General features: G+C 71.0%; 26 protein-coding genes and 1 pseudogene. 14 read left to right on the top strand and 13 right to left on the bottom strand.

Going from position 1 to position 26,382, the window contains the following annotated elements; translation table 11 throughout:
• The first annotated feature begins 49 nt into the window (after positions 1 to 49).
• Both ACODT5_RS04170 and ACODT5_RS04165 read left to right on the top strand, forming a co-directional pair.
• Positions 50 to 2,743, top strand: coding sequence for a SpoIIE family protein phosphatase (locus ACODT5_RS04170; protein WP_422519545.1), 2,694 nt, complete (start codon positions 50 to 52; stop codon positions 2,741 to 2,743).
• Between the two features lie 899 nt (positions 2,744 to 3,642).
• Positions 3,643 to 4,047, top strand: coding sequence for an aggregation-promoting factor C-terminal-like domain-containing protein (locus ACODT5_RS04165; protein ID WP_422517824.1), 405 nt, complete (start codon positions 3,643 to 3,645; stop codon positions 4,045 to 4,047).
• A gap of 59 nt (positions 4,048 to 4,106) precedes the next feature.
• Here the strand turns inward: ACODT5_RS04165 and ACODT5_RS04160 are convergent, their stop codons facing one another.
• Positions 4,107 to 4,526, bottom strand: coding sequence for a response regulator (locus tag ACODT5_RS04160; protein ID WP_422517823.1), 420 nt, complete (start codon positions 4,524 to 4,526; stop codon positions 4,107 to 4,109).
• Between the two features lie 111 nt (positions 4,527 to 4,637).
• Between ACODT5_RS04160 and ACODT5_RS04155 the strand changes: the two genes are divergently transcribed.
• Together ACODT5_RS04155 and ACODT5_RS04150 are read left to right on the top strand one after the other, a co-directional pair.
• Positions 4,638 to 5,381: a class I SAM-dependent DNA methyltransferase gene (locus ACODT5_RS04155; protein WP_422517822.1), complete on the top strand. Its 744-nt coding sequence runs from the start codon at positions 4,638 to 4,640 to the stop codon at positions 5,379 to 5,381.
• Positions 5,382 to 5,722: 341 nt separating this feature from the next.
• The gene (locus ACODT5_RS04150; protein ID WP_422517821.1) at positions 5,723 to 6,409 is read left to right on the top strand and encodes a 2OG-Fe dioxygenase family protein; all 687 of its coding nucleotides are present in this window, start codon (positions 5,723 to 5,725) and stop codon (positions 6,407 to 6,409) included.
• A gap of 19 nt (positions 6,410 to 6,428) precedes the next feature.
• Here the strand turns inward: ACODT5_RS04150 and ACODT5_RS04145 are convergent, their stop codons facing one another.
• From ACODT5_RS04145 to ACODT5_RS04135, 3 genes are all read right to left on the bottom strand, one after another.
• Positions 6,429 to 6,929, bottom strand: coding sequence for a cupin domain-containing protein (locus ACODT5_RS04145; RefSeq protein WP_422517820.1), 501 nt, complete (start codon positions 6,927 to 6,929; stop codon positions 6,429 to 6,431).
• Between the two features lie 229 nt (positions 6,930 to 7,158).
• The gene (locus ACODT5_RS04140; protein ID WP_422519544.1) at positions 7,159 to 8,295 is read right to left on the bottom strand and encodes an alpha/beta hydrolase; all 1,137 of its coding nucleotides are present in this window, start codon (positions 8,293 to 8,295) and stop codon (positions 7,159 to 7,161) included.
• Positions 8,296 to 8,440: 145 nt separating this feature from the next.
• Positions 8,441 to 9,412, bottom strand: a complete 972-nt coding sequence (locus ACODT5_RS04135) for an aldo/keto reductase (protein WP_422517819.1) — start codon at positions 9,410 to 9,412, stop codon at positions 8,441 to 8,443.
• Between the two features lie 142 nt (positions 9,413 to 9,554).
• On the opposite strand from ACODT5_RS04135, the gene ACODT5_RS04130 reads away from it, so the two are divergent.
• A complete protein-coding gene (locus ACODT5_RS04130; protein ID WP_422517818.1) occupies positions 9,555 to 9,932 on the top strand; it encodes a MerR family transcriptional regulator in 378 nt (125 codons plus the stop codon).
• Between the two features lie 121 nt (positions 9,933 to 10,053).
• On the opposite strand, the gene ACODT5_RS04125 is transcribed toward ACODT5_RS04130, so the two are convergent.
• The 3 genes from ACODT5_RS04125 to ACODT5_RS04115 all read right to left on the bottom strand — a co-directional run bounded on the left by ACODT5_RS04125 (position 10,054) and on the right by ACODT5_RS04115 (position 12,104).
• Positions 10,054 to 10,452, bottom strand: coding sequence for a YdeI/OmpD-associated family protein (locus ACODT5_RS04125; protein ID WP_422517817.1), 399 nt, complete (start codon positions 10,450 to 10,452; stop codon positions 10,054 to 10,056).
• 70 nt (positions 10,453 to 10,522) lie between these two features.
• Positions 10,523 to 10,936: a VOC family protein gene (locus tag ACODT5_RS04120; RefSeq protein WP_422517816.1), complete on the bottom strand. Its 414-nt coding sequence runs from the start codon at positions 10,934 to 10,936 to the stop codon at positions 10,523 to 10,525.
• 325 nt (positions 10,937 to 11,261) lie between these two features.
• The gene (locus tag ACODT5_RS04115) at positions 11,262 to 12,104 is read right to left on the bottom strand and encodes a helix-turn-helix transcriptional regulator (protein WP_422517815.1); all 843 of its coding nucleotides are present in this window, start codon (positions 12,102 to 12,104) and stop codon (positions 11,262 to 11,264) included.
• 335 nt (positions 12,105 to 12,439) lie between these two features.
• On the opposite strand from ACODT5_RS04115, the gene ACODT5_RS04110 reads away from it, so the two are divergent.
• Positions 12,440 to 13,027 (top strand): hypothetical protein, encoded by a 588-nt coding sequence (locus ACODT5_RS04110; protein WP_422517814.1) that lies wholly within the window; start codon positions 12,440 to 12,442, stop codon positions 13,025 to 13,027.
• A gap of 138 nt (positions 13,028 to 13,165) precedes the next feature.
• On the opposite strand, the gene ACODT5_RS04105 is transcribed toward ACODT5_RS04110, so the two are convergent.
• A complete protein-coding gene (locus ACODT5_RS04105; RefSeq protein WP_422517813.1) occupies positions 13,166 to 13,996 on the bottom strand; it encodes an alpha/beta fold hydrolase in 831 nt (276 codons plus the stop codon).
• 176 nt (positions 13,997 to 14,172) lie between these two features.
• Here ACODT5_RS04105 and ACODT5_RS04100 point away from each other — a divergent pair, with 176 nt between their 5' ends.
• Together ACODT5_RS04100 and ACODT5_RS04095 are read left to right on the top strand one after the other, a co-directional pair.
• Positions 14,173 to 15,051 carry a hypothetical protein gene (locus tag ACODT5_RS04100; protein WP_422517812.1) on the top strand — a complete coding sequence of 293 codons (879 nt, stop codon included), beginning with the start codon at positions 14,173 to 14,175 and terminating at the stop codon, positions 15,049 to 15,051.
• Positions 15,052 to 15,238: 187 nt separating this feature from the next.
• The gene (locus tag ACODT5_RS04095; protein WP_422517811.1) at positions 15,239 to 16,330 is read left to right on the top strand and encodes a hypothetical protein; all 1,092 of its coding nucleotides are present in this window, start codon (positions 15,239 to 15,241) and stop codon (positions 16,328 to 16,330) included.
• 122 nt (positions 16,331 to 16,452) lie between these two features.
• Here the strand turns inward: ACODT5_RS04095 and ACODT5_RS04090 are convergent, their stop codons facing one another.
• Both ACODT5_RS04090 and ACODT5_RS04085 read right to left on the bottom strand, forming a co-directional pair.
• The gene (locus ACODT5_RS04090) at positions 16,453 to 17,256 is read right to left on the bottom strand and encodes a phosphatidate cytidylyltransferase (protein WP_422517810.1); all 804 of its coding nucleotides are present in this window, start codon (positions 17,254 to 17,256) and stop codon (positions 16,453 to 16,455) included.
• Positions 17,253 to 19,043, bottom strand: coding sequence for an aminotransferase class I/II-fold pyridoxal phosphate-dependent enzyme (locus tag ACODT5_RS04085; protein ID WP_422517809.1), 1,791 nt, complete (start codon positions 19,041 to 19,043; stop codon positions 17,253 to 17,255). The genes ACODT5_RS04090 and ACODT5_RS04085 overlap by 4 nt, the downstream gene beginning before the upstream one ends.
• Positions 19,044 to 19,225: 182 nt before the next feature.
• Between ACODT5_RS04085 and ACODT5_RS04080 the strand changes: the two genes are divergently transcribed.
• Complete coding sequence (locus tag ACODT5_RS04080) at positions 19,226 to 19,411, top strand: hypothetical protein (protein ID WP_422517808.1); 186 nt, start codon at positions 19,226 to 19,228, stop codon at positions 19,409 to 19,411.
• Between the two features lie 178 nt (positions 19,412 to 19,589).
• A complete protein-coding gene (locus ACODT5_RS04075; protein ID WP_422517807.1) occupies positions 19,590 to 20,237 on the top strand; it encodes a M15 family metallopeptidase in 648 nt (215 codons plus the stop codon).
• A gap of 168 nt (positions 20,238 to 20,405) precedes the next feature.
• Here ACODT5_RS04075 and ACODT5_RS04070 read toward each other — a convergent pair whose 3' ends face one another.
• Entirely contained in the window at positions 20,406 to 21,836 is a 1,431-nt protein-coding gene (locus ACODT5_RS04070; RefSeq protein ID WP_422517806.1) for a TerD family protein, read from the bottom strand.
• 295 nt (positions 21,837 to 22,131) lie between these two features.
• Complete coding sequence (locus tag ACODT5_RS04065; protein WP_422517805.1) at positions 22,132 to 22,614, bottom strand: hypothetical protein; 483 nt, start codon at positions 22,612 to 22,614, stop codon at positions 22,132 to 22,134.
• A 297-nt stretch (positions 22,615 to 22,911) separates the two neighbouring features.
• Here ACODT5_RS04065 and ACODT5_RS04060 point away from each other — a divergent pair, with 297 nt between their 5' ends.
• A complete protein-coding gene (locus tag ACODT5_RS04060; protein WP_422517804.1) occupies positions 22,912 to 23,421 on the top strand; it encodes an SUKH-4 family immunity protein in 510 nt (169 codons plus the stop codon).
• A gap of 15 nt (positions 23,422 to 23,436) precedes the next feature.
• Here the strand turns inward: ACODT5_RS04060 and ACODT5_RS04055 are convergent.
• Positions 23,437 to 24,325, bottom strand: a pseudogene (locus tag ACODT5_RS04055) (IS5 family transposase).
• A gap of 281 nt (positions 24,326 to 24,606) precedes the next feature.
• Between ACODT5_RS04055 and ACODT5_RS04050 the strand changes: the two are divergent.
• From ACODT5_RS04050 to ACODT5_RS04040, 3 genes are read left to right on the top strand one after another with little or no spacing between them, the layout of a single operon-like run.
• Complete coding sequence (locus ACODT5_RS04050) at positions 24,607 to 25,038, top strand: DUF3995 domain-containing protein (RefSeq protein ID WP_422517803.1); 432 nt, start codon at positions 24,607 to 24,609, stop codon at positions 25,036 to 25,038.
• A 47-nt stretch (positions 25,039 to 25,085) separates the two neighbouring features.
• Positions 25,086 to 25,610 carry an RNA polymerase sigma factor gene (locus ACODT5_RS04045; RefSeq protein ID WP_422519543.1) on the top strand — a complete coding sequence of 175 codons (525 nt, stop codon included), beginning with the start codon at positions 25,086 to 25,088 and terminating at the stop codon, positions 25,608 to 25,610.
• Complete coding sequence (locus ACODT5_RS04040) at positions 25,607 to 26,074, top strand: SRPBCC family protein (RefSeq protein WP_422517802.1); 468 nt, start codon at positions 25,607 to 25,609, stop codon at positions 26,072 to 26,074. The genes ACODT5_RS04045 and ACODT5_RS04040 overlap by 4 nt, the downstream gene beginning before the upstream one ends.
• Positions 26,075 to 26,382: the final 308 nt, after the last annotated feature.

The raw sequence follows: 26,382 nt of genomic DNA, 5'->3' as shown, positions 1-26,382 counted from the left end.
GAGGTGCTACAACTGGGTGCGTGACCCTTCCTTGCCACTCGTGCCGGGCGTGTCGGTGCGGTCACTCCTAGGCAACAGACTGCGAAGCGTCGCCGGACAGGTGTTCGTCCTTCAGGTGGCGATCGTGGTGTTGCTCGCCGCCGGAGCCCTGCTCTCCCTCCTGCTCCAGTCGCGGCACGACAGCGACCGGGAGGCACGCAACCGGTCGGTGTCCGTCGCGCAGACCTTCGCCCACTCGCTGGGCCTGCAGGACGCGCTCAAGACGTCCGACCCGTCCGCCGTCCTGCAACCCCTCGCCGAGACGACGCGCAAGGCCGCCGGCGTCGACTTCATCGTGGTGATGGACACCAACGGCATCCGGTACAGCCATCCCCAGCCCGACCGCATCGGAAAGAAGTTCGTCGGCACGATCGAACCCTCGCTCGCCGGGCAGGTCCACACCGAGAGCGTGGACGGTCCGCTCGGCAAGGAGATCCAGGCGGTGGTGCCGGTCACCGCGGCCGACGGCCGGGTCGTCGCCCTGGTCTCGGCGGGCCTGACGGTGAAGAACGTGACCGGCGTCGTCGACCGTCAGCTCCCGGTCATCCTCCTGGCCATCGCGACCGGCCTGGCCCTGGCCACCGCCGGCACGGCCCTGATCAGCCGGCGGTTGCGCCGGCAGACCCACGGGCTCGGCACGCAGGAGATGACCCGCATGTACGAGCACCACGACGCGGTGCTCCACGCCGTCCGCGAAGGGGTCCTGATCACCGACGGCGACGGGCGGCTACGGCTGGCCAACGACGAGGCCAAGCGGCTGCTCGGCCTGCCCGAGGACGCCGAGGGACGCAGCATCGGGGACGTGCCCGGCCTGGACCGCCGGATGGCGGACCTCCTGCTGTCGGGCCGCGTGGCCACCGACGAGGTGCTCGAAACGGGCGACCGGCTGCTCGTGCTCAACCAGCGGCCCACCCACCCCGGGGGCCGGCGGGAGGGCGCCGTGGTCACCATCCGGGACTCCACCGAGATGCAGGTCCTGACCAGCCGGGCCGAGACGGCCCGCCGACGGCTCAAGCTGCTGTACGACGCGGGAGGCGACGTCGGAACGAGCCTCGACGTGGTGCGGACGGCCGAGGAGCTCGCCGCCGTCGCCGTGCCCCGGTTCGCGGACTTCGTCACGGTCGACCTGGCCGACTCGGTGCTCGACGGCGAAGAACCCGGAGCCGGCGCCGACATGCGGCGCACGGCGGTCAGCGGCATCCGCTCCGACCACCCCCTCTACCCGCGCGGACGGCTGATCGACTTCCTTCCGTCCACCCCACAGGCGCGCGGCTACGGCACCGGCCAAGCGGAGCTGGTGCCCGACCTGGCCGACGCTCCGGGCTGGCACGCCCAGGACCCGCAGCGAGCCCGGGCCATCGTCGATTACGGGATCCACTCGCTCATCGTGGCCCCGCTCAGGGCACGGGGCGTCGTCCTCGGCGTGGTCAACTTCTGGCGGTCGCGGAAGCCGGAGCCCTTCGACGAGGACGAGCTGTCACTGGCCGAGGAACTCGTCGCCCGGGCGGCCGTCAGCATGGACAACGCCCGCCGCTACACCCGTGAACACGCCCTCGCCGAGACCCTCCAGCGCAGCCTGCTGCCGCGCGCCCTGCCCGAGCAGAGCGCCGTGGACGTGGCGCACTTCTACCTGCCCGCCCAGTCCGGGGTGGGCGGCGACTGGTTCGACGTGATCCCCCTGCCGGGCAGCCGGGTCGCGCTGGTCGTCGGAGACGTCGTCGGGCACGGACTGCACGCCGCGGCCACCATGGGGCGGCTGCGCACGGCGGTGCACAACTTCTCCACCCTCGACCTGCCGCCCGACGAGATCCTCGCCCGCCTGGACGACCTCGTGCAGCGCATCGACCGCGACGGGGCCGCCGACGACCTGGACGGCGGCGTACTGGGCGCGACCTGCCTGTACGCCGTCTACGACCCGGTGTCCCAGCGCTGCACCATGGCACGGGCAGGGCACCTGCCACCCCTCGTGGTCGCTCCCGACGGCACGACGCACATCGTGGACCTGCCGGCCGGGCCCCCGCTGGGGCTGGGCGGCATTCCCTTCGAAACGGCGGAACTGTACCTGGCGGAAGGCAGCCAGCTCGTCCTGTACACGGACGGACTGATCGAGGAGCGGACCCGGGACATCGGAGAGGGGCTGGAGCTGCTCCGCGGGGCGCTGAGCCATCCGGACCGGGACCCCGCGGAGAGCTGCCGGGCCGTACTCGATCTCCTCCTGCCGACCCGGCCGACCGACGACGTGGCGCTGCTCATCGCGCGGACACGGACCCTCGGCCCGGACCGGGTCACGGAGTGGGACATGCCGTTCCAGCCGAGCGCGGTGGCCGCCATGCGGAGCGTCGCGGTGAAGCAGCTCGACGAATGGGGCCTGTCGGAGCTCGGCTTCGCCACCGAACTGATCCTCAGCGAACTGGTCACCAACGCCCTGCGGCACGGCAGCGCGCCGGTCCGGGTACGGCTGCTGCACGCCCGCACCCTGACCTGCGAGGTGTGGGACGGCAGCAACAGCGCCCCGCACGCGCGGTACGCCGCCACCACGGACGAGGGAGGGCGCGGCCTGTTCCTGGTGGCGCAGCTCAGCGACCACTGGGGCACCCGCTACACGCCCGGCGGCAAAGTCATCTGGGCGGAACTGGCCCTCCCCGACACCCCGGGCGCCGGCACCCCGCCCCTCGCGGCCTTCCTCGACCTGGAACCCCTCTGACCCACACCCGTACACCGGGGCGCCGTACGGCCGGCATTCTGGTCAGATCTCGCCGCGCCTGGAGCCCTGGGTCCGTCCCTACGGACGGCAGGTACCAGTGCGGAGCGTTCGGATGGGAACCGTGCATGGCGTTCTGGACCTCACCGGCCCGTGACATGCCCCGGAGACCGAAGACACGCACGTAGTGGGGGAGCGCGGCCAGCTCTCCTACCGCAGAGGCCTTCCAGCGCCCGGGGCCCGACCACAAAGCGGCCGCCAGCAACCGCCCGTCGCCGGTCGCGGCGACCCGGACACCACCCGCACGGGGTCGCTGCTGGCGCTGGGCGAGCTCGAAGTAGCGGGCGATCCGGCGTTCCCGGTCGACTGAGGCGGGGATCATCCATGCCATGACGGGGTCGTCCGAGAAGGCGCGGGCCAGTCGACGCCACCGCCATGGGGGATCCCATTGCGAATGGCGGCCCTCGGTGCGCCTGTGGCCTTGGATCCGGGGCTGATTTCGTCTGCCGGCCTTCCCCTGGAAGGGGTTGGTGTGGTTGCGGAGGGTGAGATTCGGGGCTTCCGGCGGTGACCCGCCCCACAGGACCTTGGTCACATACGAGCCGGGATAGTAGTCCTTAGACGGCTCTTACCCACCCCGTCGCAGGGCGTTTCACCTGCGGTGATGCCTGTCCGGGTGGTGGGGGGTCGTTGCGCCCCGGCTGCGAGGGCCACTAGTAAGAGGGGTCGTTGCCAGGGGGCCGGGACCCCCGTAGAACTGGATGAGTCGCAAGGCGGACGGAGATCCCCCGGGTTCACCCCCGGAGCCTGGTTCTCCCGCTCTCGCCGGTGAACCTCTCTCTTTCACGTGAGTGGCTCGTGCACGTCTGCGACTGTCCTTGTCCCCGTCGAAGGGTTTGTCCGTGTCCAACGCCGTCATCCGCCGCATCGCCGCTTCGAAGAAGACCCTCGTGGGTTCCGTCCTTGCCCTGGGTGTCGCCGGTTCCATGCTGGCCGCGGTTCCCGCGCAGGCTGCCCCGATGAGTGCCAAGGCGATCGCCCAGCAGATGATCAAGGACCCGGCGCAGTTCGCGGCGTTCAACAACATCGTGTCCCGTGAGAGCGGCTGGAACCACACCGCCACGAACGCTTCTTCGGGTGCTTACGGCCTGGTTCAGGCCCTGCCGGCCTCGAAGATGGCCTCGGCGGGCTCGGACTGGAAGACGAACCCGGCCACGCAGATCAAGTGGGGCCTGGACTACATGAACTCCCGCTACGGCAGCCCCGCCGGCGCCTGGACGTTCTGGCAGAACCACCACTGGTACTAAACCACCAGTGGACCGCAAGACCACGAAAACGCCCGGCCGGACACCCCGGCCGGGCGTTTTCAGTGTGCCGCGGGATCGATGTTGCAGCTGGCTCGGCGGCGCCCGATGGCGACCAGGGCGTGGTGGAGGGCGTCGAGATCGGCACGTCGGACCTCGTGAATGGCTCCTTGGAGCGGCTCGAGTCCCGGGCTGATCGCCTCGGCGGCCTCGTGCGGGTCGCGGCGCAGGATGATCCCCGTCGGAGGGTCGAAGGACCGAAGGGCGCGAACGAGGGCCCGGCGGTCACGTTCCCCCTGGGCGTCGGGACGGTGGAGGGTGACCACGGCGATGTCCGGAAGCAGCACGCGGGCCTGCGCCAGGGCGACGTCGGCGTCGTGCGTGTGGGCGACGATGCGGAAATGCGGCCCCGTGTGAATGCACGTACGGAGGGCTTCCAGCTCTGCGCCGTCCGCCACACCTGTCACCAGAACGGTCATCATTGCCCCTATTCTTCATGAAATCTCCGATTTTGGTAGAGGAGGTGGGGTGGGTGGCCGGTGGAAGGTAAATGCGTCGACAGCGCCCCTCGGCACCCGGCAGAGTGTCCGCCCGTGACGACCAGTGAGCTGTGGACCCGCGCGACCGCCGACCGCTACGACGCCGAGGAGGCCGAGACGTCCTCGGCCGCCGTTCTCAAACCGACTCTTGCCTTCCTCGCGGAGCTCGCCGGAGACGGCCGGGCACTGGAGTTCGCCATCGGGACCGGCCGAGTGGGCGTCCCGCTCCGGGAACGGGGCGTGCCGGTAGTGGGCATCGAACTGTCCGAGCACATGGCAGCGGTCCTGCGGCGCAAGGTCGACGAGGACACGCTCCCGGTAGTCATCGGGGACATGGCCACCACCGCCGTTCCCGGCGAGTTCACCGTGGTCTATCTCGTCTACAACACCATCACGAACCTGCTCACCCAGGACGAGCAGGTCGAATGCTTCCGCAACGCCGCACGCCATCTGGAGCCCGGCGGCCGATTCGTCATCGAGCTGGGCCTGCCGCCGCTGCGGCTCCTGCCGCCCGGGCAGGTCGCGGTGCCGTTCGACGTCTCCGAGCAGCATCTCGGCTTCGACACCTTCGACCTGGTCGAGCAGATTCTCGTCTCGAACCACTTCACCCGCGAGGACGACGGCCGCTACCGCCGAGACGACTCCCGGCACCGCTACGCCTGGCCGGCCGAGCTCGACCTGATGGCACGGATCGCCGGGCTCGAGCTGGAACGGCGCGTCGCGGACTGGGACGGGGCGCCGTTCGCCCAGGACTCCTCGAAGCACATCTCGGTGTGGCGCAAGCCGGGGGCGGCCTGATCAGGAAGGGGCTCCTCCGGCCCGTAGGCGGGATCGGCGGGCTCACCCCCGGACTGCCGGCCTGCGGAACCTCCGTAGCAGGTCACGCGGGTTCCGTTGGCGGGCAGCTGGTGGCCGGGAGCAGGGCGAGGTGTGCGTAAGGTCGGCACGGCCGCCGGCGCCATGGCCGCGGTGGTGACCTGGTGGAGGAACACGTGGGAAATGCTGAGCCCCGGCGGCGGCCGCACTCTGATGCGGGGGGTCCTGGCGTACCAGGAGTCGATGGTCTGCGTGAGCATGGGTTTGCCCGCTACGGTGCCGAGCAGCTCGGTATCGCCCCGGGCGGCTCCGCGGCGAGGGACTTGGCCCGGATCCGGGAGGCCTGCGCGGCCCTGCCGCCCGACCCGTACGCTCCGGGAACGAACCGGTTCCGCCGCTACTCCCATGCCGTGTACCTGCCGTGGAAGGACGAACTGTCCTGGATTCCCGGAACCCCCGACCCCGTCCACGGCACGGTCACCAACTTCTCCCAGGGCGAGGACGACCCGGAGCACCCTCGAAAGCTCCGTGTCCTGCCCGAGATCCCCGAGGCGCTGCGCGACAACGCACTGCTGCTGAGGCTCCTGCAGTGGGACATCGAGCAGGTCCTTGCCCTGAGGGACCTGAGGCGGCGGCCCCTGTGGGCCGGGGTCCACCTGATCAGGCTCGGCGTCGAGGGTCCGGGCCAGGATGCTGTTTCCTCCCCGAACTGCCTCCACCAGGACGGAGGTTCGGCCAGCACGTTCACTTTCGCCCACCTGATCAGCCGCACCAACGTCACGGGTGGGCAGAACGTCATCGCCACGCCGGGCAGTGCGGGCCTGCAGCCCGAGGACCCGTGGGCGGACATCCACACCAGCTTCACCCTCGCCGACCCGCTGGACGGCTACGCCGTCCACGACCACAGGGTCAGTCACTACGTCGGCCCGGTCCGCGCGGGCTCCGAAACGGGGCCGGGCGAACGGTCCATCCTCATCGTCGGCCTCGCCCCCTACGTCCCCCAGCTGTGACACCGCACCGCCGCCGCCGTCACCCGTTGCGCGAGGCCTCCCAGAGCGCGCTGGTGCCGAAGTAGGAGTCGTACAGCTCCTGCACTTCGAGCAGGCTCTCGGGCGGGACCTTCCCGTAACGGATCCGCTCCAGGTGCCGGAAGTACTCGAAGCGCTCGATGCCCGGCGTGATGATGACGAGCATGTCGGCGATCTCGCCCGGAGCGGCGGCGAAGGCGTGCTGCTGACCCGGCGGCACCACGACGACATCACCGCGCTCGGCCGTCACGACCTGGTCGCCGGCGAGCAGTTGCGCCGTGCCGTCGAGGACGTAGAACATCTCTGCGGACTTGCCGTGATGATGCGGACGAGCCCCGTTCGCACCCTTGGCCAGAGTGACGCGCATGGTCGAGAGCGCGCCGCCCACCTGGGTGCTGTCCACGAGAAGGTGGTTCTGGACCGGGGTGCCGTCCCCGATGAGCTCGGCGTCGGCTGCGCGCACGACGACGGAACCGTCGAAGTCGGGAATGAAGAAGGACATTCTCAGTAGCCTGTTCTGTGCTCTTACGCCAGGGAGGCATGGAAATACCGGCCGCGCACGCCCTCCCCTCGCTCGTGCGCAGCCGGTCGACTCGCGGCCGATCGGCCGCCCGTCACTGATTGGAGTCGCGGACCTTCCTCAGGATCGGTCCTCGCCGGGAAGCTGGAGCTCTTCAATGGCGTGAAGTGGGTGACGGGCCGCGCCGGCGACTTCGCGTGAGCGGGTGTCGTCAGCCGCGGGTCCACCGGAAGTCGACTTCCGGGTAGCGCGGGGAGGGGCTGTTGAGCAGGGGGGACGGCCGGCCCTTCAGGAACTGGTCGAGGGTCAGGCGGGTGTAGGTCCGGATCAGCTCGGTCGAGCGCGCCGGGTCCAGGGTCCCGAGCAGCTCTGCGTAGAGGTCGGGTGGCCAGGCCTCCGCCAGGCCGCCGGGAACGGCGAAGTGCGGCAGGTCGGTGTAGGTGAGGTGCCCGGTGTCGCGCGCTCGCAGCTGGCGGCCCCATCCGCGCTGGTGCTCGCGCCAGCGCTGCCAGGTGTCGTGGTCCTCCAGCGCGGTGAGCAGCAGGTACGGACGGTCCAGTCCGAGGTCGGCCACGGGGGAGCCGAACAGGGCGCCGTCGAGGTTGACCCCGACGGTGAAGCGGTCGTCCACCCGGAGGAGTTCGGCGGCCGCGGCTCCGCCCATGGAATGTCCGACGACGCCGATCCCGCGGGGGGCCGCGCAGGGCGACCGCCGCCGACGGGTCAGGGTCGTGGCGACGAACCGCAGGTCACCGACGCGCGCGCCGATTTCGAGACGTTCCTGGCGGTCCCAGTCGTCCGACTCCTCGGGCAGCACGCTGTGGACGGCCCGGCCGTCGGGGAACTCCACCACCGCCGCGTCGTAGGTGTGGTCGATGCCCGCGACCAGGTACCCGTACGAGGCGAGCTCCTCGGCCAGAGCGGTGCAATTGCTGCGACCGCCCTTGCGCCCGTGCCCGAGCAGCACCAGCGGCAGCGCCCCCGGCACGGCCGGTGCGCCGGTCCGGGCGTGCGGACGTACGGACCCCAGGGTGCCGGCCTTGAGGGGCAGGCCCGCCTCGAGGGAGGCGGCGACCCGGCTCGTGGTGTACGGGGCCCGGCGGAAGCCGGTGGTGGTGAGCGCGGGGTACCAGAGCTGCACCATGAGCTCGCGCGGCCTGCGGTCCGGCGCGAGGGGGTCGTCGCGGTCGTGGTCGACCAGGTGCAGGTCGATGGTGCCCACCGGCCGCCGGGAGGTGGGAGCGGGCAGATCGATGACCTGCCCGGCGGCCAGCGCGGGCACGGAGGGCAGGGTGACCGCCCCCGCGCTCAATCCGGCGAGAACCAGGAGGGACCGGCGGGAGACCATCAACCACCCCAAGATGACTACGTGCGGAAGGACTTGACGATCGCCCACCCTAGAAGGTCTGGACCATTCTGCCTAGACGTGGGTGCGGGTGCCGGTGGACCTGCCGCCACTCGCGGTGCCGGGAGGGCGCCGTCGAGTCCGGTCCTCACGCCTGGTCGAGGTGGGCGCGCTGAGCCGGTGTCAGTTCCAGGTCCACGGCGTCCAGGGCTTCGTCGAGCTGGGCGACGGTCGAGGCGCCGACGACGGGCAGGACGGGGAGGTCGCCACCGAGCAGCCAGGCGAGGACGACTTGGTTCGCGGTCGCGCCGGTCTCGGCCGCCACGTCGTCCAGCGCTGCCAACTGGGCTGCTGCGCCCGGGTGATCGAAGCCGCCCGGGAGGGGCTTGGCGGGGTCGGTGTACGCGCCGGCCAGCAGGGAGGTGTAGGCGAGCAGGGTGACTCCGGGTTCGCTGCGGACGTAGTCGAGCAGTTCCGGCGTCGCGTGCTCGCAGGAACCGAAGGTCGCGCCGGGGCGGGGCCGGAGGTAGGTGTACTGCTGCTGTACGCAGCTGTATCCGGCCACTCCCTGCTCGCGGGCCAGCGCACGGGCCCGGTCGACGCGCCACGTGAGCTGGTTGCTGACGCCCAGGACGTCGACGGTGCCGTCGGCGACGAGTCCGCCGAACGCCGCGACCGTCTCGGCCAGTTCCGGCCGGCGGTCCTCCATGTGCGCGTACAGGACGTCGAGCCGGTCGGTGCCGAGCCGCTTGAGGCTGCCTTCGACGGCGGCCTGTACGGCTGCCGCCGACAGTCCTTCCGCGGTGCCCGGCCACTCGCCGGGGCCGGTCGGCCGGGCGCCGACCTTGCTGGCCAGCACGACCTGGTCCCGGTTGCCGCGCGCGGCGAGCCAGCGTCCGATCACCAGCTCGCTCTCGTCGCCGTTCGCGCCGTCGAGCCAGAAGGAGTAGCAGTCGGCGGTGTCGATGAAGGTGCCGCCGCGCTCGACGAACCGGTCCAGCAGCTCGATCGCGCGCTGCTCGCCGATACGGGTGCCGAATGGCAGGGTGCCGAGGCAGAGCGTGCTCACCGTGGGACCGGGGGTGCCGTCCGCGCGCAGGCCAAGGGTACGAAAACGCATGGGAGTTCCTCCACGGAAGGGGGGTTGGGGGCGGGCCGTCGGCGTCGGATGCCGGGAGCCGCGGAAGGAACGCTGCCACCTGGAGCGCGGTCCAGGTCAAGCCGCTCGGCGGCCCCGCTGCGGCCGATGGCATGATCCCCGCATGAGCGCACCCACGACCGAGTACCTGACCCCGGCCGAGACGGTCGAACGGTCCGGCTTCAGCCTGGACACCCTGCGGTACTACGAACGCATCGGCCTGCTGGGCGCCGTCCACCGCTCGCACACCGGCCACCGCCGATTCACCGAGCACGATCTCCAGTGGCTGGCCGTGCTGCGCTCACTGCGCGACACCGGGATGCCGATCGCCGACATGCGGCGCTTCGCCGGGCTCGTCCGCGACGGCGACGGAACCTTCGCGGAACGACTGGCCTTGCTGGAGCAGCACGACGCGCAGGGGGAGGAGAACATCGTCCACCTGCGCGGACAGCAGGCGTACGTCCGCGAGAAGATCGCCTTCTACCGCCGGGCATTGAACTGACGCACTGCGCCACGCGGCAGCAGGGCGCACCGGCCTCGGTCGGCGCCGTGACGTGGCCCGGACCGGGCGGGCCTTGCAGCCCGGCCCGGTCCGGTCCGGAAGGGAGCCGTCGACGTAGGGGTCAGCCCCGCAGGGTGGCGATGGCCTTCTCGATACGGCGTCGGCGCGTCTCGGGCATCTTCGCGCTCTCGATGGCGCGCACGTGCTCGCGCTTGCGGCTGTCCGTGAGGCTGTCGTAGGCGGCGCGGGCGGCCGGGTCGGCGTCCAGCGCCTGGGTGAAGTCCGCAGGCTCGACGACGACGCGAGGCTCGGTGTCGAGCTCCAGCTCGACCTCGACCTCCTCGCCGATCTCCACTTCCGCGGCCCGCCGGTTGGCGTGGCTGAGGCCGATCAAGTGGCGGCCGCGCAGGAGGGCGACCCGGCTCCTCCAGGAATGCTCGTTGATCGTGATCGTCACCGGTGGCCGCGAGCCCTCGCCGAGCGCTGCCACCACCTCGGGCGGAACTTCAAGACCCCGCATGGGTTCGGGTGGTTCAACGATGGACCGAAACTTCAAGATCTTCTCCTGTTCCTTCTGCCGTTCACCGCGGCTACTCGGCGTAGGGCTGGTCGGTTCCCTGGTCGCTGTAGCCGAGACTCCAGATGTAGCCTTCCGGGTCGGCGAACGTGCCGCCGTACCCGCCCCACGGCAGCGCGCCGGCCGGCTTGAGGACCGTGGCGCCGGCCTTCTGGGCCTCCGCCATGATCTCGTCGACCCGCGCCTCACTGCGGACGACGTAGGTCAGAACCAGTCCGCTGAAGCCGCTGCCTTCCTGGTCCGTGCCCACCTGGTCGGCCAGGCCTTCGCGGCTGTAGAAGCCGACGGGCGAGGCGCCGTCCGATGCGAAGAACACCGAGATGCCGAAGTCGTTCTGGATCTTCCAGCCGAGCCCCTCGGCGTAGAACTGCTTGGCCCGGTCCATGTCCCGGACGCCAAGAAGGATCGAGCTGACGTGTGCCTTCATGCCTTGCTCCTTGAACTGTGGGTGTATGCGTGCCTGACATCCGGGCCGGGGCCCGGTGGTCACATCGGTGCGTGTTGGCCGGTCAACCGGTGGGAAACGGCGGGGAGTCAGGACGGCGTGGGGGCGAGCGACGCGTCCGGGTCGTCGTGCGGCAGGGAAGCCGTGTGAACGGTGGTGTCCATGGTGAGAAGGCTAGAGGCGTTCCGTGGACCGCGCTTCTCGATTCCTGATCGATTCGGATTCGCCCCGGACGTTCACGGGCCACAGGTGGCGGCCCCGGCAACCACGGCCCCGGCCACCCCGGCCCCTCCCTCCCGGCAAGGAGTCAGGCGGCTACGGCCCGGGTGCTGCTGGTCTGCGTACCGCTGGCGCGGGCCAGCGGTGGACCGCTCGCGTGGGCACTGCGGCCGGCCGCGAAGTCGCGCGGGCTGCCGCCGGTGAGAAGGCTGAAGTCCCGGTTCAGGTGCGGCTGGTCGAAGTAGCCACAGGAGTCGGCGACTTGGCTCAGCGACGCCGAGGTCTGCAGGAGCCGCAGGGCGTGCTGGAGCCGGACGATCCGGACGGCGGCCTTGGGCGTGAGGCCGATCTGTTCGCGGAAGCCCTGCTGAAGGCGGCGCGCGCTCCAGCCGGTGGCCTCCGCGAGCTCCTGTACGGTCGTGCGTCCTCTGCACCCGCTCAAGTGGTTCCAGGCCTGACGGATCTCGGCGGCCCCGGTGGGCGGATCGCCCGCCGCCCGGGCGGCCAGGGCGCGGTCGAGCAGGGCGAAGCTCCGGCACCAGGTGTCCGAGGCGGCCAATCGCCCGTGGAGCCGGGCGAGCCAGGGCAGGGAGAGCTGTTCGGGAACGACGACCGTGTCCGTGAGCTGATGCATGGGCACGCGGAACAGGGCGGACGCGGCCCAAGGGGTGAAAGCGATCTCGATGCCGTGTATCCGGCCGTGGTGCGTACCCAGCCCCGCTTGCTGCTGGGGTCCGCACAGCAGGGAGGTGTGGCTGGTTTCCACCCGCTCAGGGCCGCGCAGCAGGGTCAGGGGTTCGGCGAATCCGAGGACGAGGTACACGCACCCGTCCGGGGCCTCTAAGCGTGCCCGCGCACTCGGCGCGTCGATGCGGAATCCGCGGTAGCCGAGTAACCCGGGCAGGGCGGGTGGCCCGGCACGCCGGGCCACCTCCCAGCCGGGTCCGGTGTGTAAGTCGATGCCTGGACATGCGGGTGCCACCAGCTGCACGGGTCCCCCTGAGCGATCAGCGGTGTGGAGGTGCAAGGCGCGGCGCGAGGGCCGCGGCGGTCAGCAGCAAGCCTGCCCCACCGGAGTCGGCCTGCACCCCGTGATGACCATCACAGCGTCGAGCGGCGGTGCGGGACGACTGCCCGCAAGCGCGTCGGGGGCCGATCCGCGGGCTTCGCGTTTTTCCAAGACGGCGCCCCGAGACCCCCGGCATTGTCGTGCCCGGCTCACCCCCCCAGCAGGGTCTCGGGATCCTGCCGACCGAAGGAGCTCCTATGAGGACCACACGATTCACCACCGCCGCCGCGATCGCCCTCGCGCTGGCCGGCTGTCTGGTGACGGCCGGTCAGGCCACAGCCGGTACGACGGCCACCGCCGGCTCGGAGTTCAGAGCCCAGTCCCGCTCCGCGGGCCTGACCGCGGCCCAGGCCCGCACCCTCCAGTCGGTTGTCGACGCACGGCTGGCCCAGGAAGGCGGTGAGCAGACCGCGGCCAACGAGGTGACGCTGGCCAACGGCACCGAGATCCTGTTGGTGCTGCCGGGCGAGACCTACGCCCGAGACCTCGACGCCGCCCCGCGCGCCGCGGGCACCCTCGCGGCCCCGACCAGCTGCGGCTCGTACACCTTCTGCGCCTACCGCGGCGAGAACTTCTCGGGCGAGGTCAAGCGGCAGAAGGTGTGCAGCGAGACCATCAACGTCTCCACCTGGACGGGCAACGGCTCCTGGAGCAACAACCAGTCGTCCGGTACCCGGGCCAAGATGTACGGCAGCGCAGGCGACCTCCGCTACACCACGCCCGGGGCGTACTCCGAGGACCGCAGCGGCTCCTGGAACACCATCTTCAAGATCGACGCCTGCTGACACCCGCCCCGGCCCGCCCCCGGGCGAACAACCGCCCCACCGTGGCCCTCGGGTGCGTACGGGTTCACTCCGTACGCACCCGAGGGGGTCATGGTGAGCGCTCGCTGAACGGACCGACCCACCCCGGGTGGGGACGGGTCACCATCGGGTCAGGAACTCATGGAGCGCGCTGCCGGTCTCCTTCGGGTGGGTGAGCAGCCCTCCGTGCGCGGCGCCGGCGATGACCGTGAACTCGCCTCGCGGCAGGGCGTCGGCGGCGGCTTTGGACGCGTGCGGCGGGAAGTAGAGGTCGTGTTCGAAGCCCAGGACGAGCACGGGGACGGTGATGCCTGAGAGCGCGGCCATCCGGTGCGGATCGCGCAGCCACGCTTCGGCTGCCGTGGCCTGGCCGACCTCCCCGTCGGGCGATGTCCAGAGTTCCTCCTGCGCTCCGAGGAGTTCCAGCCAGGCGCGGGTCTGCTCCTCGTCATCGCGCAGGACTGCCGGCGGCAGGCTGGAGAGCAGGGTCTGCAGGCGCGTGAACGCGGCGGGCAGCCGGCCGGTCGCGGCGATCAGCTCGGCCTCCGCGTCCAGCATCGCGTCGAGGACCCCGGTGACAGGTCCGGCTCCCGCCATGAGCACCGCGGACGCCACCAGGTCGGGCCGGGTACGGGCCAGCAGCTCGACGGTGAAGCTCCCCAGCGAGTACCCGACCACCGCGGCGCCGGTCAGGCCGAGTGCATCCATCAGCCCCGCCAGGTCCCCGGCCAGGTCCGCCATCGAGCACACCGCCGAGGGCGCGTCGGAAGGGGCGACGCCGCGCGCGGCATAGGTGATCACCTCGAAGCCGGCCCTCACCAGTCCCTCGCGGACCCCGCACAGCTCCCATGCCACCGGCGGCATCCCCGTACCGCCCGCCAGCACCACTGGCCGGCCCCGCCCCGTTCGCTCGTACGCGATCCGCACTCCGTCCACGACCACCGACTCCACGCGCGCCCCTTGATCCGTGCTGATGTGTCAGGGAAGGATGCCCGTGCCGGAGACAAGACTCCATGCCGTTGTGAATCCACGACCCGCTGGACTGCTGTACGGTGCCCGCCGTTGCCGACGCGCGGAGTCTCGCCGGGTATCGGCCGTGGTGCGGCGGGCGCGGGAGACTTCCGCGCATGGATATGGACGTGGAGTCCGTGAATCTGGAACTGCTCGGGCTCCCGCCCGCGGAGTTCACAGCTGCCCGGGACGAGCGCGTGACCCAGGCCCGCAAGGCCGGGAACAGGGACCTCGCCACCGCGATCGCCAAGCTGCGCAAGCCAACTGTCGCGGCATGGACGGCCGGGCTGCTGGCCCGCCGCAGGCCGAAAGAGGCACAGCAGCTCCTCCAGCTCGGCGAGGCACTGCGCGCCGCGCACCGGACCCTGGACGGCGCACAGCTGCGAAAGCTGTCGCACGACCAGCACATGGTGATCGGCCACCTCGCGCGCACGGCGCGCGACCTCGCCGCCGAGGCCGGCCAGACGGTCAGCGAGCCGGTGTTGCACGAGGTCGAGCAGATCCTCCACGCGGTCCTCGCAGACGGCGAGGTGGCCGCGCGGTGGTTGGCGGGCCGCCTGGTGAAGACCCCGGATGCCGCGGCGGGCTTCACCGGCCTCGAACCACAGCCCGGCGCGACTGCGCCCCGGAAGACGGAGGAGCTCCATCCCGCCGGGTCCGCGAAGGAACGAACCCCGGCCCCGGCCCCGGATACGGACGGGGCGGCGGAGCAGGCGCACCGCGCTCGGCTGGACGCGGCTCGGGCAGAGGCGGCCGAGGCGCAGGCTGAGGCGGAGCGCCTGGAGGCCGACCAGGCGGCCGCACGGCAGCTGGTGGACAGCACGGCGGCCTCCGTGGCGGCGGCCGAAGAGCAGATGCGGGCCGCAGGCGAGCAGCTGGAGACGGCACGCACGGCGAACGCGGACGCGGTGGCCCGACTGCGGCAGGCCGAGCGCGCGGCTGCGAAGGCGAGCCGCCGGGGGCCCGCATGGCCACGACGGCCACGCCGTAGCTGAGCACCTCGACAGCGTCCGGTCCACGGGGCCCAGATGCGCCCGATGACCCGTCAGCACGCCGGCCCCTCACATGACGTGGCTCTTCCGGCTTGCCGGCGCTGGACCCCGACCGGCTGCGCCTCGCGTGGGCGGCGGTTAGCCTCCCAGGGGATCGGCAGGAGGCCGGCCCCTGGGAGGGGTGGATCGCGTGGCCGACGGGCAGGGCTGGGAAAGGCGCAACGAGGCCGCGTACGGGATGGTGGCGTGGCGGCGCGCCGTGATGACGTGCGGATCCCTGGTCGTGTGGCACACCGGCTACGACAACCGGGCCGTGCCCGGCCCGCCGGGACCGCGGCCGGGCCGCCCGGACGCACCCGACGGCGCCGAGTTCAACTCCCGGTGGATGCGCGTCGTCGCTCTGCTGGCGCTCGCGGCGTGCCGTGCCGCCCGCGCGGCGGACGTCCTGGTCGACGACGTCGAGCTGCCGCCCCTGTTCGACTGGGTCGACGGCGCCCACACCGGGCGCCTGCACCAGGGACCGCTGGAGACCGGCGAGGCCCGGGAACGAACCGAGGCGGGTTGGCTGGAGCTCGTCGGAGACGAGAAGCGCCGACACCTTGCCCGCCAAGTCCTTTCCGGCCACGTCAGGGCGCACATCGCCGAAGACCGGGAGCTGAAGGGCACCTACGACGGGACGGAGCCGCCCCCGTTGACGATCGGAGACCGGGCTCGCGCGGTGCGGGCCGCCGGGATCACGGATCTCGAGCCCGAATGGGCGGGCGACGTGGCCCATGCCCGCGCCCAGATCGACCGGCTGCAAGCAGCCCTGCGCGCAGGACTCTGGACTCCCACCCGAGAGCACCGCACGTTCGCGGGGATCATGCATCACACGCTGGCCGCCGAGCCGGACTATCCGAGCCTGCCCGACGGAGGAACCGAACCGGCCTGGGTACAGCGCACACTGCGCATGCCCCACATCAACTCCACCTTCCTCACCCTCACCGAGCTGCCCGAGTTCGTGGCCTTCGGCCCCGGAGGGGACGCCGGCGATCCGCTGGGCAACGCCGTCAACTCGGTCGCGGCGAAGGCGGCGCACTCGCTGGTGAAGACGGCAACCGACATCGAGACGCTGTGGGCGGCCCGCCCGGCAGATCAGCCGGTGGCCCTGTGGGAGCGAGCGCACATCCCCGCACCGGTCCGCACGCAGATCCTGACCGTGGAGAAGGTGATCCACGAGCTGACCGTGATCCTCTTCGACATCGCCAACCCCGACGCCGAGCGGCCGGGTTTCCTGCATTGACGGAGGCGCCGGCCAGGTCGCGGCGGGTGGCGAGGGCGCTGGGGGCCCGCCGTTAAGGCGACGGGCCGCACGGAAGACTCCGTGCGGCCCGTCGCCGTCCTGAACGTCCGGGGCCACGAAGGTCAGCGCAGGACGAGCAGGACAGCCAGCGCGAAGAGCAGCGAGTCGATCCGGTCCAGCAAACCGCCCGAACCGGGTAGCCACCGTCCGGCATCCTTCACCTGCGCACCCCTCTTGACCATGGACTCGAGGAGGTCGCCGGCCGGACCGCCGACCGCCGCCGCGATCGCCATCGGCCAACTCAGCGCGGAAAGCATGCCAAGGACCCCTAGGGCAGCCACGGCCCCGACCAGGGTCCCGCTCCACCGTTTGGCCGGTGACAGGGGTGACAGCCGCGGCCCGCCCAACCCCTGCCCGGCGAAGTACGCCACGATGTCGGCGACCGAGACCGCCACGAACAGCGCCAGCGCGCTCGCCCCGAGTGGAACCAGCGCGGCCAGGACACTGAGCCAGGCGAGCCCGAGGAGGCCGGAGGTCAGCCGACGCAGGCCGTTGTCGGCGTCACCGGCCAGGAGCGGCACCGAAGCCACGGCGAGCGCCCCGATGGCCAGCGCTCGAGGTTCCTGTCCGGGGGCCCACAACGCGGTGAGCACCACGCCGGTCACCGCCGAGGCGAGCACCGCCCGGTCGACCCGGTTCATCCGCATCAGACCGCCGAACTCCATCACCGCGATCGCGCCGACCACGACGGCAATCGCCGCGGTGCCCGGACGGCCCAGCCAGAACGCCCCCGTGACCAGTGGCACGCCGACCATCCAGGCGCACCACCGGATGATCAGCTCGCGGCGCCGGGACGCTGCCACCGCGACACCGGCCAGCGCCAGTGCCCCACCGAGGAAGGGCGCCAGCGAGGCTACGGTGATCACCGGGAAGCGCCGGAGGCGGAGGCGGAGACGGAGACGCTCTCGGACATCGGGACAGCCGAGGACGTCCCCGGCCGCAGCACGCCCATCGCCTGCTGGAACGCCGACACGATGCGCGCGTTCTCGACCGTGTCCCTGACCGCGATGCGCACCGTGCGTCCCTCGTACTCGCAGGACATGGGCGACAGGTCTCGCAGATAGACGTCGTGACGGCGACACTCCTGCACCAGCTGCGCGGCGCTCGGGCCATCGGACGGCAGCGTCACGGTGATCCAGTTGGCCACGGCCTCCTCCACCGTCACGGTCTCGTCCGCCCCGACGAGATCGGCGGCCAGCTGCCGCCGCAGAGCATGCGTGCGCTGCCACTGGCTCGTGTAGTACGCCGGGTCGCGCAGGGCGGCCACCGCGGCCAGTTGCGCAGGGAGGCTCACCGACCAGGGCGGCGTCCGCCGGAGCAGCTCCGCAGCGGTGCCCGGCTCGGCAACCAGGTACGCGGCCCGCATCCCGGACAGCGCGTACATCTTGGACAGGGAGCTGCAGACCACCACCCGTGGATCCGTCGCGGCAAGGTCGGCGAGCGACTCGCCCATCCCGACGTAGCCCAGGTACGCCTCGTCGATCCACCAGCGGGTTCCCCCGGGCGCGGCGGCGATCACGGAGCGCAGTTCAGCGGCAGGGGCATGGCGCCCGGTCGGGTTGTTCGGATTGACCACCACGACGAGGTCGTAGCGGCCGTGCTCGACGGCAGCGGACAACCGCTCCCCATCGATTCGCCAGCCGTCTTCACGACGCAACCGGAACCGGCTTACGTGGCATCCGATCACCTTCTCCGTGACGTGGGCGTACTCGCCGTAGCCCGGATCCAGCAGGAGCACCCTGCTCTGCGGGGTGAGCCAGTGACCGAAAGCCCTGAAGATCAGGTCGGACGAGCCTGCCCCCGGTACGAGCGTCTCCACCGGTAGTGACCGCACCCGGGCGATCTCCGCCAGCAGGCCGTCGGCGCCGGTCGGCGGCGAGGTCCGGGCGGCCCACTCGGGATCCTCCGCGAGCGCCGCGCGCACGCCGGGCGCCGGCGAGAACCACGCGTCCAGCACATCCGCCGCGACGACCCGATGACGGCGGTCCAGGTGGTGGAAGTCCGTACCGATGGCGGTGAACGAGGCGCCTCCGTGCTCGCAACCGTCCGCGCGGGGCGCGAACGACGCGTCCAGCCGCCAGTCCACTTGGGCTCGCAGACGGTCCAACGTGGTGCGATGGCGGTCCATCGCGACCCTCGTCAGCTCGCCGACGCTTCCGGTCAGCACCTCGAAGGTCAACGCCCCACTGTGAACCGTGCGCCCGACCGGCTGCAGCCCGGCGGCCCGGTACATGGCGAGCAGCTCGGTGCGTCCCATCGCGACCACCCGGCGGCCACCCCGGGAAGCGATCCAGCGCAGCGCCGCGTACATCAGCAGCGGCGCCGCCGCGGAGGCCCGCCAGCGGGGCTCGACGGTGAGGATGCGTACTTCGAACAGATCCTCCTCGTCCAGCAGCGGCAGCTCGGCGCGGGACACGTACTTGTCCAGCGCGTACCGCTTCAACCAGGGCGGAGTCAGGCTGATGAAGCCTACGCGGACCTCTCCTCGTGCCGCGACCAGGTAGACGTTGTCGCCGTCCAGACCGTCGCGAAGCCGCCCGACCGAGTTCGGTGCGTGCTGGCCGAGCTCTTGCGCGTATACGCGGTGACGCAATTCGTGGATCCACTCGAGATCCTCGGGAGTAGCGGCGCGCAGCTGCAGGTCACGTTCCATCAGTTCCTCATCCTTCGAATTGGGTTGAATCCTGCGCTGCGCGTGTCTGCCGAGTCAGAGCTGCCCAGCTCATTCGACCTGGGTACGGGTACTCAGGCGCACCGTTCCTGAGCGTGCGACATCCCGGGAAGCAGCCGGCGCCGAGCGGCGGGACCGTGCTGGAGCCGGGGACGACGGGCGGGGTGGACATCGTCCACCGACACGGCGAGCCGTGGATCAAGGTCTCGCGGCTGGGCAAACCGGAGCAGCCGGAGCACGTGATGGCGCTGAAGGCCGAGATCGAACGCCGTCGGGATCCATCGACTAAAACAACTCTCGCGTATGCGTATGCGTATGAGCAGGTCAGAGGCTCTAATGCTAGCTTCTAGCCATGGCTGATCCGAACGATCCCGGACTGGCTCTCACGCGCTCTCTGCTGTCCGAAGTGGGTCGATTGGTCGAAATCGACGAATAGCAGGAGCCCTTCCGGCTGCTCGATCCAGCCGCCTTACCCGTCCGCAGGAGACCGCACCTCAGCCTGGTGAACCGCCAGGAGATGATCAACCCATGAACGAGATCATCCTGATGTCGGATCCGAGGGTCGCTGCCGTACGCGTCGAGGAGTGTGACGAGCCGTTGGTGGACTGCCGCAGCGCGCTGCGCGTCGACCAGCGGCGGTCCGACTCGGCGGGCGACTGGGCCCATGTGCGAGCCGGCGTGCTGCAACGGCTGATACGGGCGCAGGAACTGCTGCCCCACGGGTGGCAGTGGCTGCTGGTGGAGGGCTATCGCCCCCCGGCCTTGCAGGAGAGCATCTTCAACGACTACGCAGCCACGCTGCGGCGGCTTCACCCTGAGGAGTCAGAGGCCCACATCCGCACGGCCGCCTCGCGCTGGGTCGCCCCGATGGAGACCGCCGGGCACGTCTCGGGAGCCGCCATCGACCTCACGATCTGCACCCAGGACGGCATCGAGGTCGACATGGGCAGCCCCGAAGCCGCCACACCGGAGGAAAGCGCCGGAGCCTGCTACACCCATGCCGCCGGACTCCCCGCGCAGGCCCAGCAGAACCGCGCCGTGATGATCGAAGCCCTGACCGCCGTCGGCATGGTGAACTACCCGACCGAGTGGTGGCACTGGTCCTACGGGGACCGCTACTGGGCCATGACCACGCGGTCCGCCACCGCTGTCTACGGCCCGTGGTACCGCGGCTGAGCGCACCCACCAGAGGCCACGCCGGGCGGGGCGTTGCCCGGGGCCGGCGCCGGACACCCGGCAGGGTGACTTCTGATTACGCCTGCCGGGTGCACGCACTCCGCACCCCGCCACGGCAACGGGGCAATCGCCCCGTCGTTCATGGGCCCAGGCGCGCCCAGGCGCTGGTCAGCGGAGGCGCTTCCAGAAGGGAGGGACCTCGCCTTCCCTCCGGTTGGGATGGGCGGTGACCTCGCGGGGAGTGATGGACCAGGGGCTGTCGCACTGGACGACCAGCAGACGCGCTCCTCGCGTCAGAGCCACCGTGCTCCACCCCCACCTGTACCCGGTGTACAGGTCACGGCGCGAGGCGCTTCGCCTGATGGACTCGAGTCGGAACCAGGCGTCGTCCCTGCGGTTGCGGTGCTTGATGGCGAGGTCGACGGGGGGCCCTGAGTACGCCAGGACATCCGGACCGACGCCCTCGACGCGCTCGGAGAGGTCCCGTAGCACCGAGAGGGGGCTCACGGTGATCTTCCACTCGCCGTGCGCCTTCACGCGCAGCCGCAGTGGCCCGTTTCCGTCGTGGTCCACGATTCCGCGCCCGCTGAAGTCTTCCAGCCAACTGTGGATGACCGATGGGGATTCCTCGCGGTTGCGGTGGTCCAGCGCCGTGATGTCGATGAGGCTTTCCCCCGCCCGGACCACCTCGACCACCGCGAACCCGGCGGGGATGGGAGTGTCCACCTGGACGATGTCCTTCCCGCTGCCTTCTTGTGAGAAGACGGGGAAGTCCGGCCCGAAGTCGGTGGGGAGCTGGTTGAGCCGCCTCGTGATGGTGCCCAGCAGGGGAGCGCTGGTCTTGGAAACGGCAGTGTCGGCGGGCACGGCGGGTGCGGGCACGGCCGCAGGTGCCACGACGGCCGCCGTGGCCCCGGGCGGGACCGGCGCCGGCGGAACAGCAACTTCCGCCGCGGGGAACGCCGTTGCCGGAAGCGGCGGGGCGGGCGGGGGAGCCTCGGGCAGTGCGGGTGCGGGCGGCGGAGCCGCGGCCGACTGGGCCTCAGCCTCGGCCTCTTCCTCTTCCACCGTGAATCCGTAGTCGGTGGCCAACCCCGGAAGCCCGGAGTCGTACCCCTGCCCGACCGCGCGGAACTTCCAGCCCCCGTCCCGGCGGTAGAGCTCACCCAGCACGTATGCGGTTTCGGTCGTAGCGTCGTCGTCGTCGACGGAGTACACCGCCATCCGACCACCCGTCACCGCGCTGACCGCCTCCACGTACAGCCCCGGTACGTCCCCGAACGTTCCCCCCTCGGCCGAGGCCGCGATGACAATCCGTTCCACCTCCGGCTCCACCCGGCCCGGATCGATCTCCAGCCAGTCCGCCGTCCGCCCGTCCTCGCCTTGGGCGTTGCCCAGGAGCTGTACGGCACTGGCGGCGTGCGAGCGCTGGTTGTAGAAGATCAGGTCGCTCCGACCCCTCACCTTTCCGCTGCCGTCCAGCAGTAGTGCCGCCGGGTCGACCTCGGGCACACCGGGCCCGGCCGCGCGACGGACTACGGCGACCCGCATGGGCTCGCCGGACATGGGCAGGTTGCCCCCCTTGATGATCTGCGTCATGAGGGCATCGTCGCAGGCCAGTTGCCCGTAAGTCGAGCATTTGTTCCCCGAGAGGTGGCCGGCGGCGTCAGGCCCCCTTGCCTGCCGGTAACTCCGTCACAGGGGTGACACACGATGATCCGGGCACGACAACTGACGGGGCGTCTGCAACCGGCTGCGGACGTGGACCACTGATGGCACTCGGAAGCGGATGTTCAGCGCGCGGATGGCGCGGGCTGACCCGGACGGGGACCTGCCCTGGCCTGGACGGTGTTCGTTCGGACTGGAATCTTCCTTCAGCCCGCCCTGTGATCAGCTAGTTCAAGTGATGTCGTGCCCAATCGGAGACGCCGCTCAGCCGGAGGGCGGCTTTCGCAGGGTCACCGGTTCGGGTGGACTGGTCCACCTCGAAGTCGTGGCCGGTCAGGCTGGTTTCGTCCTCGACGATGCGAGCAATGCGATAAGCCATTTCCATCACTTCCATCACTTCCAACGCCGCCGGCCCCGAGTGGCGGTAAGCAACCTCGATGTGGGCTGTATCCCCGCAGTAATCGAGCTGTACGCGTCCCGGCGGACCAACCGTCTCAAGGGTGAGGCTGTACAGGTACTCCGCAGACTCGACAGGACCAATGTCCCGCGAGACCCGGCCCAGGATCCGGTCCCACTCGTTGCGTTGTGCGTCGGTAAGTCGGAGAAGCGGCAGGTCGGCATCGGGATCAAAGTCGGCGTTGAGGCGGTCAAGCGTTCCCTGGAGCGTCAGGCCCGGCTGCACCCGCACGAGGATGATGTCGTAGGTCACCGGGTGAATCTATGCCACGTTCCGCTCCTCTCCGATTCCGCAGGTGGGCAACGGGTGAAACGCCCGAGCGGATACTCCGGGCACCTCAGTGCGGGCGTGATCCTCTCGCCCGCTGCTGCGGTGCCGCCGAGGAGATGAGTGTGATCAATGCACGACAAAACCCAGACGGTTCGGGACAGCATCCATGACGCGGAGCGCCGCGACCTACCCTTTGACGGCACGACCTAAGGCCTGTTCGATGGGTCGTCCACGTGGTCTGAGAGGATCGGATGGGCGGATCGAGTAGGGGGTGCCCGGTTGCCGAGCGAGCTGTGGCTGCCATATGACGCGAGTTCTCTCGCGCGCCTGGGTGTGGGCGGCGAGGCGGTGTCCGGGCTGGTCGAGCGAGGGCTGCCGGCCGACTGCAAGCGCATGTTCGTGCGGGACTCGGGGCGGGAGCTGGATGACCGCGACCTGCCGCCGGGTCGGGCTGCGTTCCTGGGAGCGTTCGAGGACGGCGTCAACACGTACTGGCTGCTGCTCGACAGCGGTGAAGTGTGGATGGTCCGCGGCTATGAAGGTGATGGGGAGCAGCAGTACGGGCTGGTCAATTCTTCGGTTGCCGGTCTGCAGAACGTCCTGGAGGTGTGGGAGGCGTTCGCCTGCTCGGGAAGGAGCGATGCGGACGACGACTACGAGGACTACGTCGAAGACGTGATTGAGCGGGCCCGGCAGGGGGATCCGCAGGTGTTCGAGGATGACGAAGCCTGGTGGTCACGCGTTTTCGAGGAAGTCGAGCTCGGAGTCCTGGTCCCGGGAGAGGTATAGCCGAGGGCCCGGTGGTCATGCGCGGAGCCGCAGTCGGAGCGCCGCGATCGTGACCGACCTGTGGAAGGCATAGGCCCGCTTGTCGTAGCGGTGGCGACCGCGTGGAACGTCTTGAACCGGTTGATGGTGCGCTCGACTTATTGCGGCGCCGGTAGACCATTGTGCCGAAGCCGATGGGATGGGCCTGCCGTCCCTACTGCCCCGCCTTTGGCGGTTGGCGCGCTGGTCCCTTGGGTTCAGGGATCGTGTGCTTGATCTGGCGGCGCCGCAGGTGCCGGCTGTTTCGGTTTCGGCGAGAGGAATAGGCGTTGTCTCCACCGACGTGGTTTGGTCGGGTGCGTGATTCTCCACCGCCCGGCCTTGGGACTTTGACCTGTTCGGGCGCAGGTATGAACTGCGTGGCGTCACACCCCTGTCGGGGTGTGACGACGAAAGCCAACGGGCGACGGCCGCCGTCGCTGGCCAGGTGGATTTGCAGTTCAGCCCTCCCCGGGAGCGGCCCAGGCCCTCGTCGGAACGGTGCCGCACCGGGCGACTACGGCTGCCCGGAATTCGTGGTGCGCGACTGGGGGCACCGGCTGCGTGCTGGTGCGCCCGGCAGGACGTCGAGTCGACGTCACCATGTTCCGGTCGATCCGTCCCTCTGCATCAGCGTTGGCTTGGCCGGCCCGCAGGATCTTCTCCCACGTGCCGTCCGCCGACCATCTGCGATGACGATCGTGGACCATCTTCCACTTGCCGAACTGCGGCGGCATATCCCGCCACGGCAGACCGGTCCGCTGCCGGAACAGAATGCCGCTGATCACCCGCCGGTGGCACCGCCAACGCCCGCCCGACCCCGGTTGCGCGGCAGATGCCGCTCCAGCCGAATCCACTCGTCACCTGAAAAATCACCTCGCCCCACACCGACCGAAACGCCAGCGCAAGGCTAGTGACAGAGCCCATCGGACACGGCCCAGCCCCGGTCGCGGCGTCGACCGTGCAACGGGGCGGGCGTGTAGGCGACGGCGTTCTCTCTCCCCCCGGTGCCTGGCATCGACCGCGCCGTCCCCGATCGTCGACGGACGGTCGGACACCCCACAACACCGAGGCGTGACGGGGCTCACAAGGAACGTTTCCCCTGCGACCCCCCTCCTCTGTGTGCCGGAGCGTTGCCGGAGCGATCCACCACCGAGGGAGCACACGATGAAGGACACGACACGCAGGCGCACCGGGCGGGCGCTCGCCGCGCTGCTCGCCGCCGACGGGCTGGTCCACCTGTACTGGGCCACCGGCCTGACCTGGCCCGCCCCCGACGAGCGGACCCTGTCCCTGGCCGTGCTCGGCTCCGAGGTGTCTTTCGGCCCGCCCGTCGTCCTGCCGCTCGCGGCGCTCACCCTGACCGGGGCCGCCGCCGTACTCGCGCACGCGCACGGCCGGGCCGGACGGCCCGCCCGCCTGGTGACGGCCGCCGTCGCGGCCGGGCTGGCCGTACGGGGCCTCGCGGGCCTGGGCTGGGCCGCCGGTCTCCTCGACAGCCCGGCGGACGGCCCCTTCCGCACCCTCAACCTCGCCCTGTACACCCCCGCCTGCCTCGGCTTCGGCTGGGCCGCGGCCCGGCTGGCACGGGCCCGGTGAGGCCGGTGGCCCCGGTGGACTCCGTGCCCGGCCGGCCCCCCGGCGGACTGCGGGGCGGCCCCCTCACCCCAGCCGCCCGCGCCCGCGGAATCGCCCTCGCGCGCGCGGCCCGGGGCGGAGACACCCTCGCGCTGCACGACCTCCTCGACCACCTGACCCCGTACCTCGCCCGGATCTGCGAACCGATCGCCCTCGCTGACGGCCCCGACGCCACGCAGGAGGCCCTGCTCGCGGTCTTCCGGTCCCTGGGCTCTCTCCGTGACCCGGAGGCCCTGTACGGCTGGGCCCGGTCCATCGCCGTCCGTGAGGCCGTCCGCGCCGCCCGGCGCGCGGGCCGCGACCGCCCAGCCGAACTGGCCGACGTACCCGGCCGGGACGATCCGCAGCTGGCCACCGACATCGAGGACGTCCTGGCCCGCCTCTCACCCGCCCACCGGGCCGTCCTCGTACTCCGTGACGTCGAAGGCCTCGACGAGGAGTCAGCCGCGGCCCTGCTCGGCGTCCCGCCGGGCACCGCCAAGTCCCGGCTTCACCGGGCCCGTACGAGCTTCCGGAAGGCGTGGTCCGCATGACGACCCACCCGAACGCGATGGACCCGGTCGCCCGCCTCCGCATCATGGCAGCCGGGGTCCCGGGAGCCCAGGTCGTCGAAGCGACCCTCCCCGCCCCCCTGGAGGCGGTCTGGGCAGTGATGTCGGACCTGGAGGGCGAGTTCGGCCGCTTCCAGCCGGACATGCGCAGCGTGCGCGTGCTCCGGGTCACGGGCGATCGCGTGGAGGCCCTGGCCCGGAGCAAGTACGGCCTGCGGGCCCACTTCCACGGGGTCCTGCGCCCGGGCTGGTGCTGGCTCCAGAGCCGCTTCCTGATCATCGGCATGGCCGCCACGCCGACCCCCGACGGTGGCACCCGCGCAGCGCTGACGGGCGGCGTACGCGTACCCGGCCGCGCGGCGATCGTCCCGGTGGGCGCGGAGCGGGAACTCCGCGAGGCGATGACCCGGTTGGCCGGGCGGGTCGTAGGCGCGGGCGGGGCCTGAGGCGTTCGCGCCGGCGGAATCCCGCGGCCACGGGCGGCCGCACCGGGACGGCAGCCGGGCCCGCCTGCTCCTGCGGGGCTGCCGCAAGAGCGCAGCTGCCTCTTCGGTGGCCGCCGCCCATGGCGGCGACCACCTGCCGCAAGACCCTGCCGCTCCCGGGATCCCACCTCTTCCCGGGACAGGCCGGCGACACCGAAGCATTCCGCTGCCCGTTCGAAGACGGGCACCGCCTCACCCATCCGCTCCAGCAGGGCCAGCCCTACCCCCTCTGCATGCCGACGCCAACATCGCGGCCAGGCGCCGCTGGT

Origin of the sequence: Streptomyces tatrensis (assembly GCF_049310065.1) — a bacterium.
Lineage (GTDB): Bacteria > Actinomycetota > Actinomycetes > Streptomycetales > Streptomycetaceae > Streptomyces.
This window is presented reverse-complemented; position numbering and strand designations above follow the sequence as displayed.

What these genes read in the sequence shown, in the direction of transcription:
- ACODT5_RS04160 (WP_422517823.1), bottom strand. Translation starts at nt 4,526, where the DNA reads ATGATGACCGTTCTGGTGACAGGTGTGGCGGACGGCGCAGAGCTGGAA.
- ACODT5_RS04145 (WP_422517820.1), bottom strand. Translation starts at nt 6,929, where the DNA reads ATGTCCTTCTTCATTCCCGACTTCGACGGTTCCGTCGTCGTGCGCGCA.
- ACODT5_RS04140 (WP_422519544.1), bottom strand. Translation starts at nt 8,295, where the DNA reads ATGGTCTCCCGCCGGTCCCTCCTGGTTCTCGCCGGATTGAGCGCGGGG.
- ACODT5_RS04135 (WP_422517819.1), bottom strand. Translation starts at nt 9,412, where the DNA reads ATGCGTTTTCGTACCCTTGGCCTGCGCGCGGACGGCACCCCCGGTCCC.
- ACODT5_RS04130 (WP_422517818.1), top strand. Translation starts at nt 9,555, where the DNA reads ATGAGCGCACCCACGACCGAGTACCTGACCCCGGCCGAGACGGTCGAA.
- ACODT5_RS04125 (WP_422517817.1), bottom strand. Translation starts at nt 10,452, where the DNA reads ATGCGGGGTCTTGAAGTTCCGCCCGAGGTGGTGGCAGCGCTCGGCGAG.
- ACODT5_RS04120 (WP_422517816.1), bottom strand. Translation starts at nt 10,936, where the DNA reads ATGAAGGCACACGTCAGCTCGATCCTTCTTGGCGTCCGGGACATGGAC.
- ACODT5_RS04110 (WP_422517814.1), top strand. Translation starts at nt 12,440, where the DNA reads ATGAGGACCACACGATTCACCACCGCCGCCGCGATCGCCCTCGCGCTG.
- ACODT5_RS04100 (WP_422517812.1), top strand. Translation starts at nt 14,173, where the DNA reads ATGGATATGGACGTGGAGTCCGTGAATCTGGAACTGCTCGGGCTCCCG.
- ACODT5_RS04085 (WP_422517809.1), bottom strand. Translation starts at nt 19,043, where the DNA reads ATGGAACGTGACCTGCAGCTGCGCGCCGCTACTCCCGAGGATCTCGAG.
- ACODT5_RS04075 (WP_422517807.1), top strand. Translation starts at nt 19,590, where the DNA reads ATGAACGAGATCATCCTGATGTCGGATCCGAGGGTCGCTGCCGTACGC.
- ACODT5_RS04070 (WP_422517806.1), bottom strand. Translation starts at nt 21,836, where the DNA reads ATGACGCAGATCATCAAGGGGGGCAACCTGCCCATGTCCGGCGAGCCC.
- ACODT5_RS04050 (WP_422517803.1), top strand. Translation starts at nt 24,607, where the DNA reads ATGAAGGACACGACACGCAGGCGCACCGGGCGGGCGCTCGCCGCGCTG.
- ACODT5_RS04040 (WP_422517802.1), top strand. Translation starts at nt 25,607, where the DNA reads ATGACGACCCACCCGAACGCGATGGACCCGGTCGCCCGCCTCCGCATC.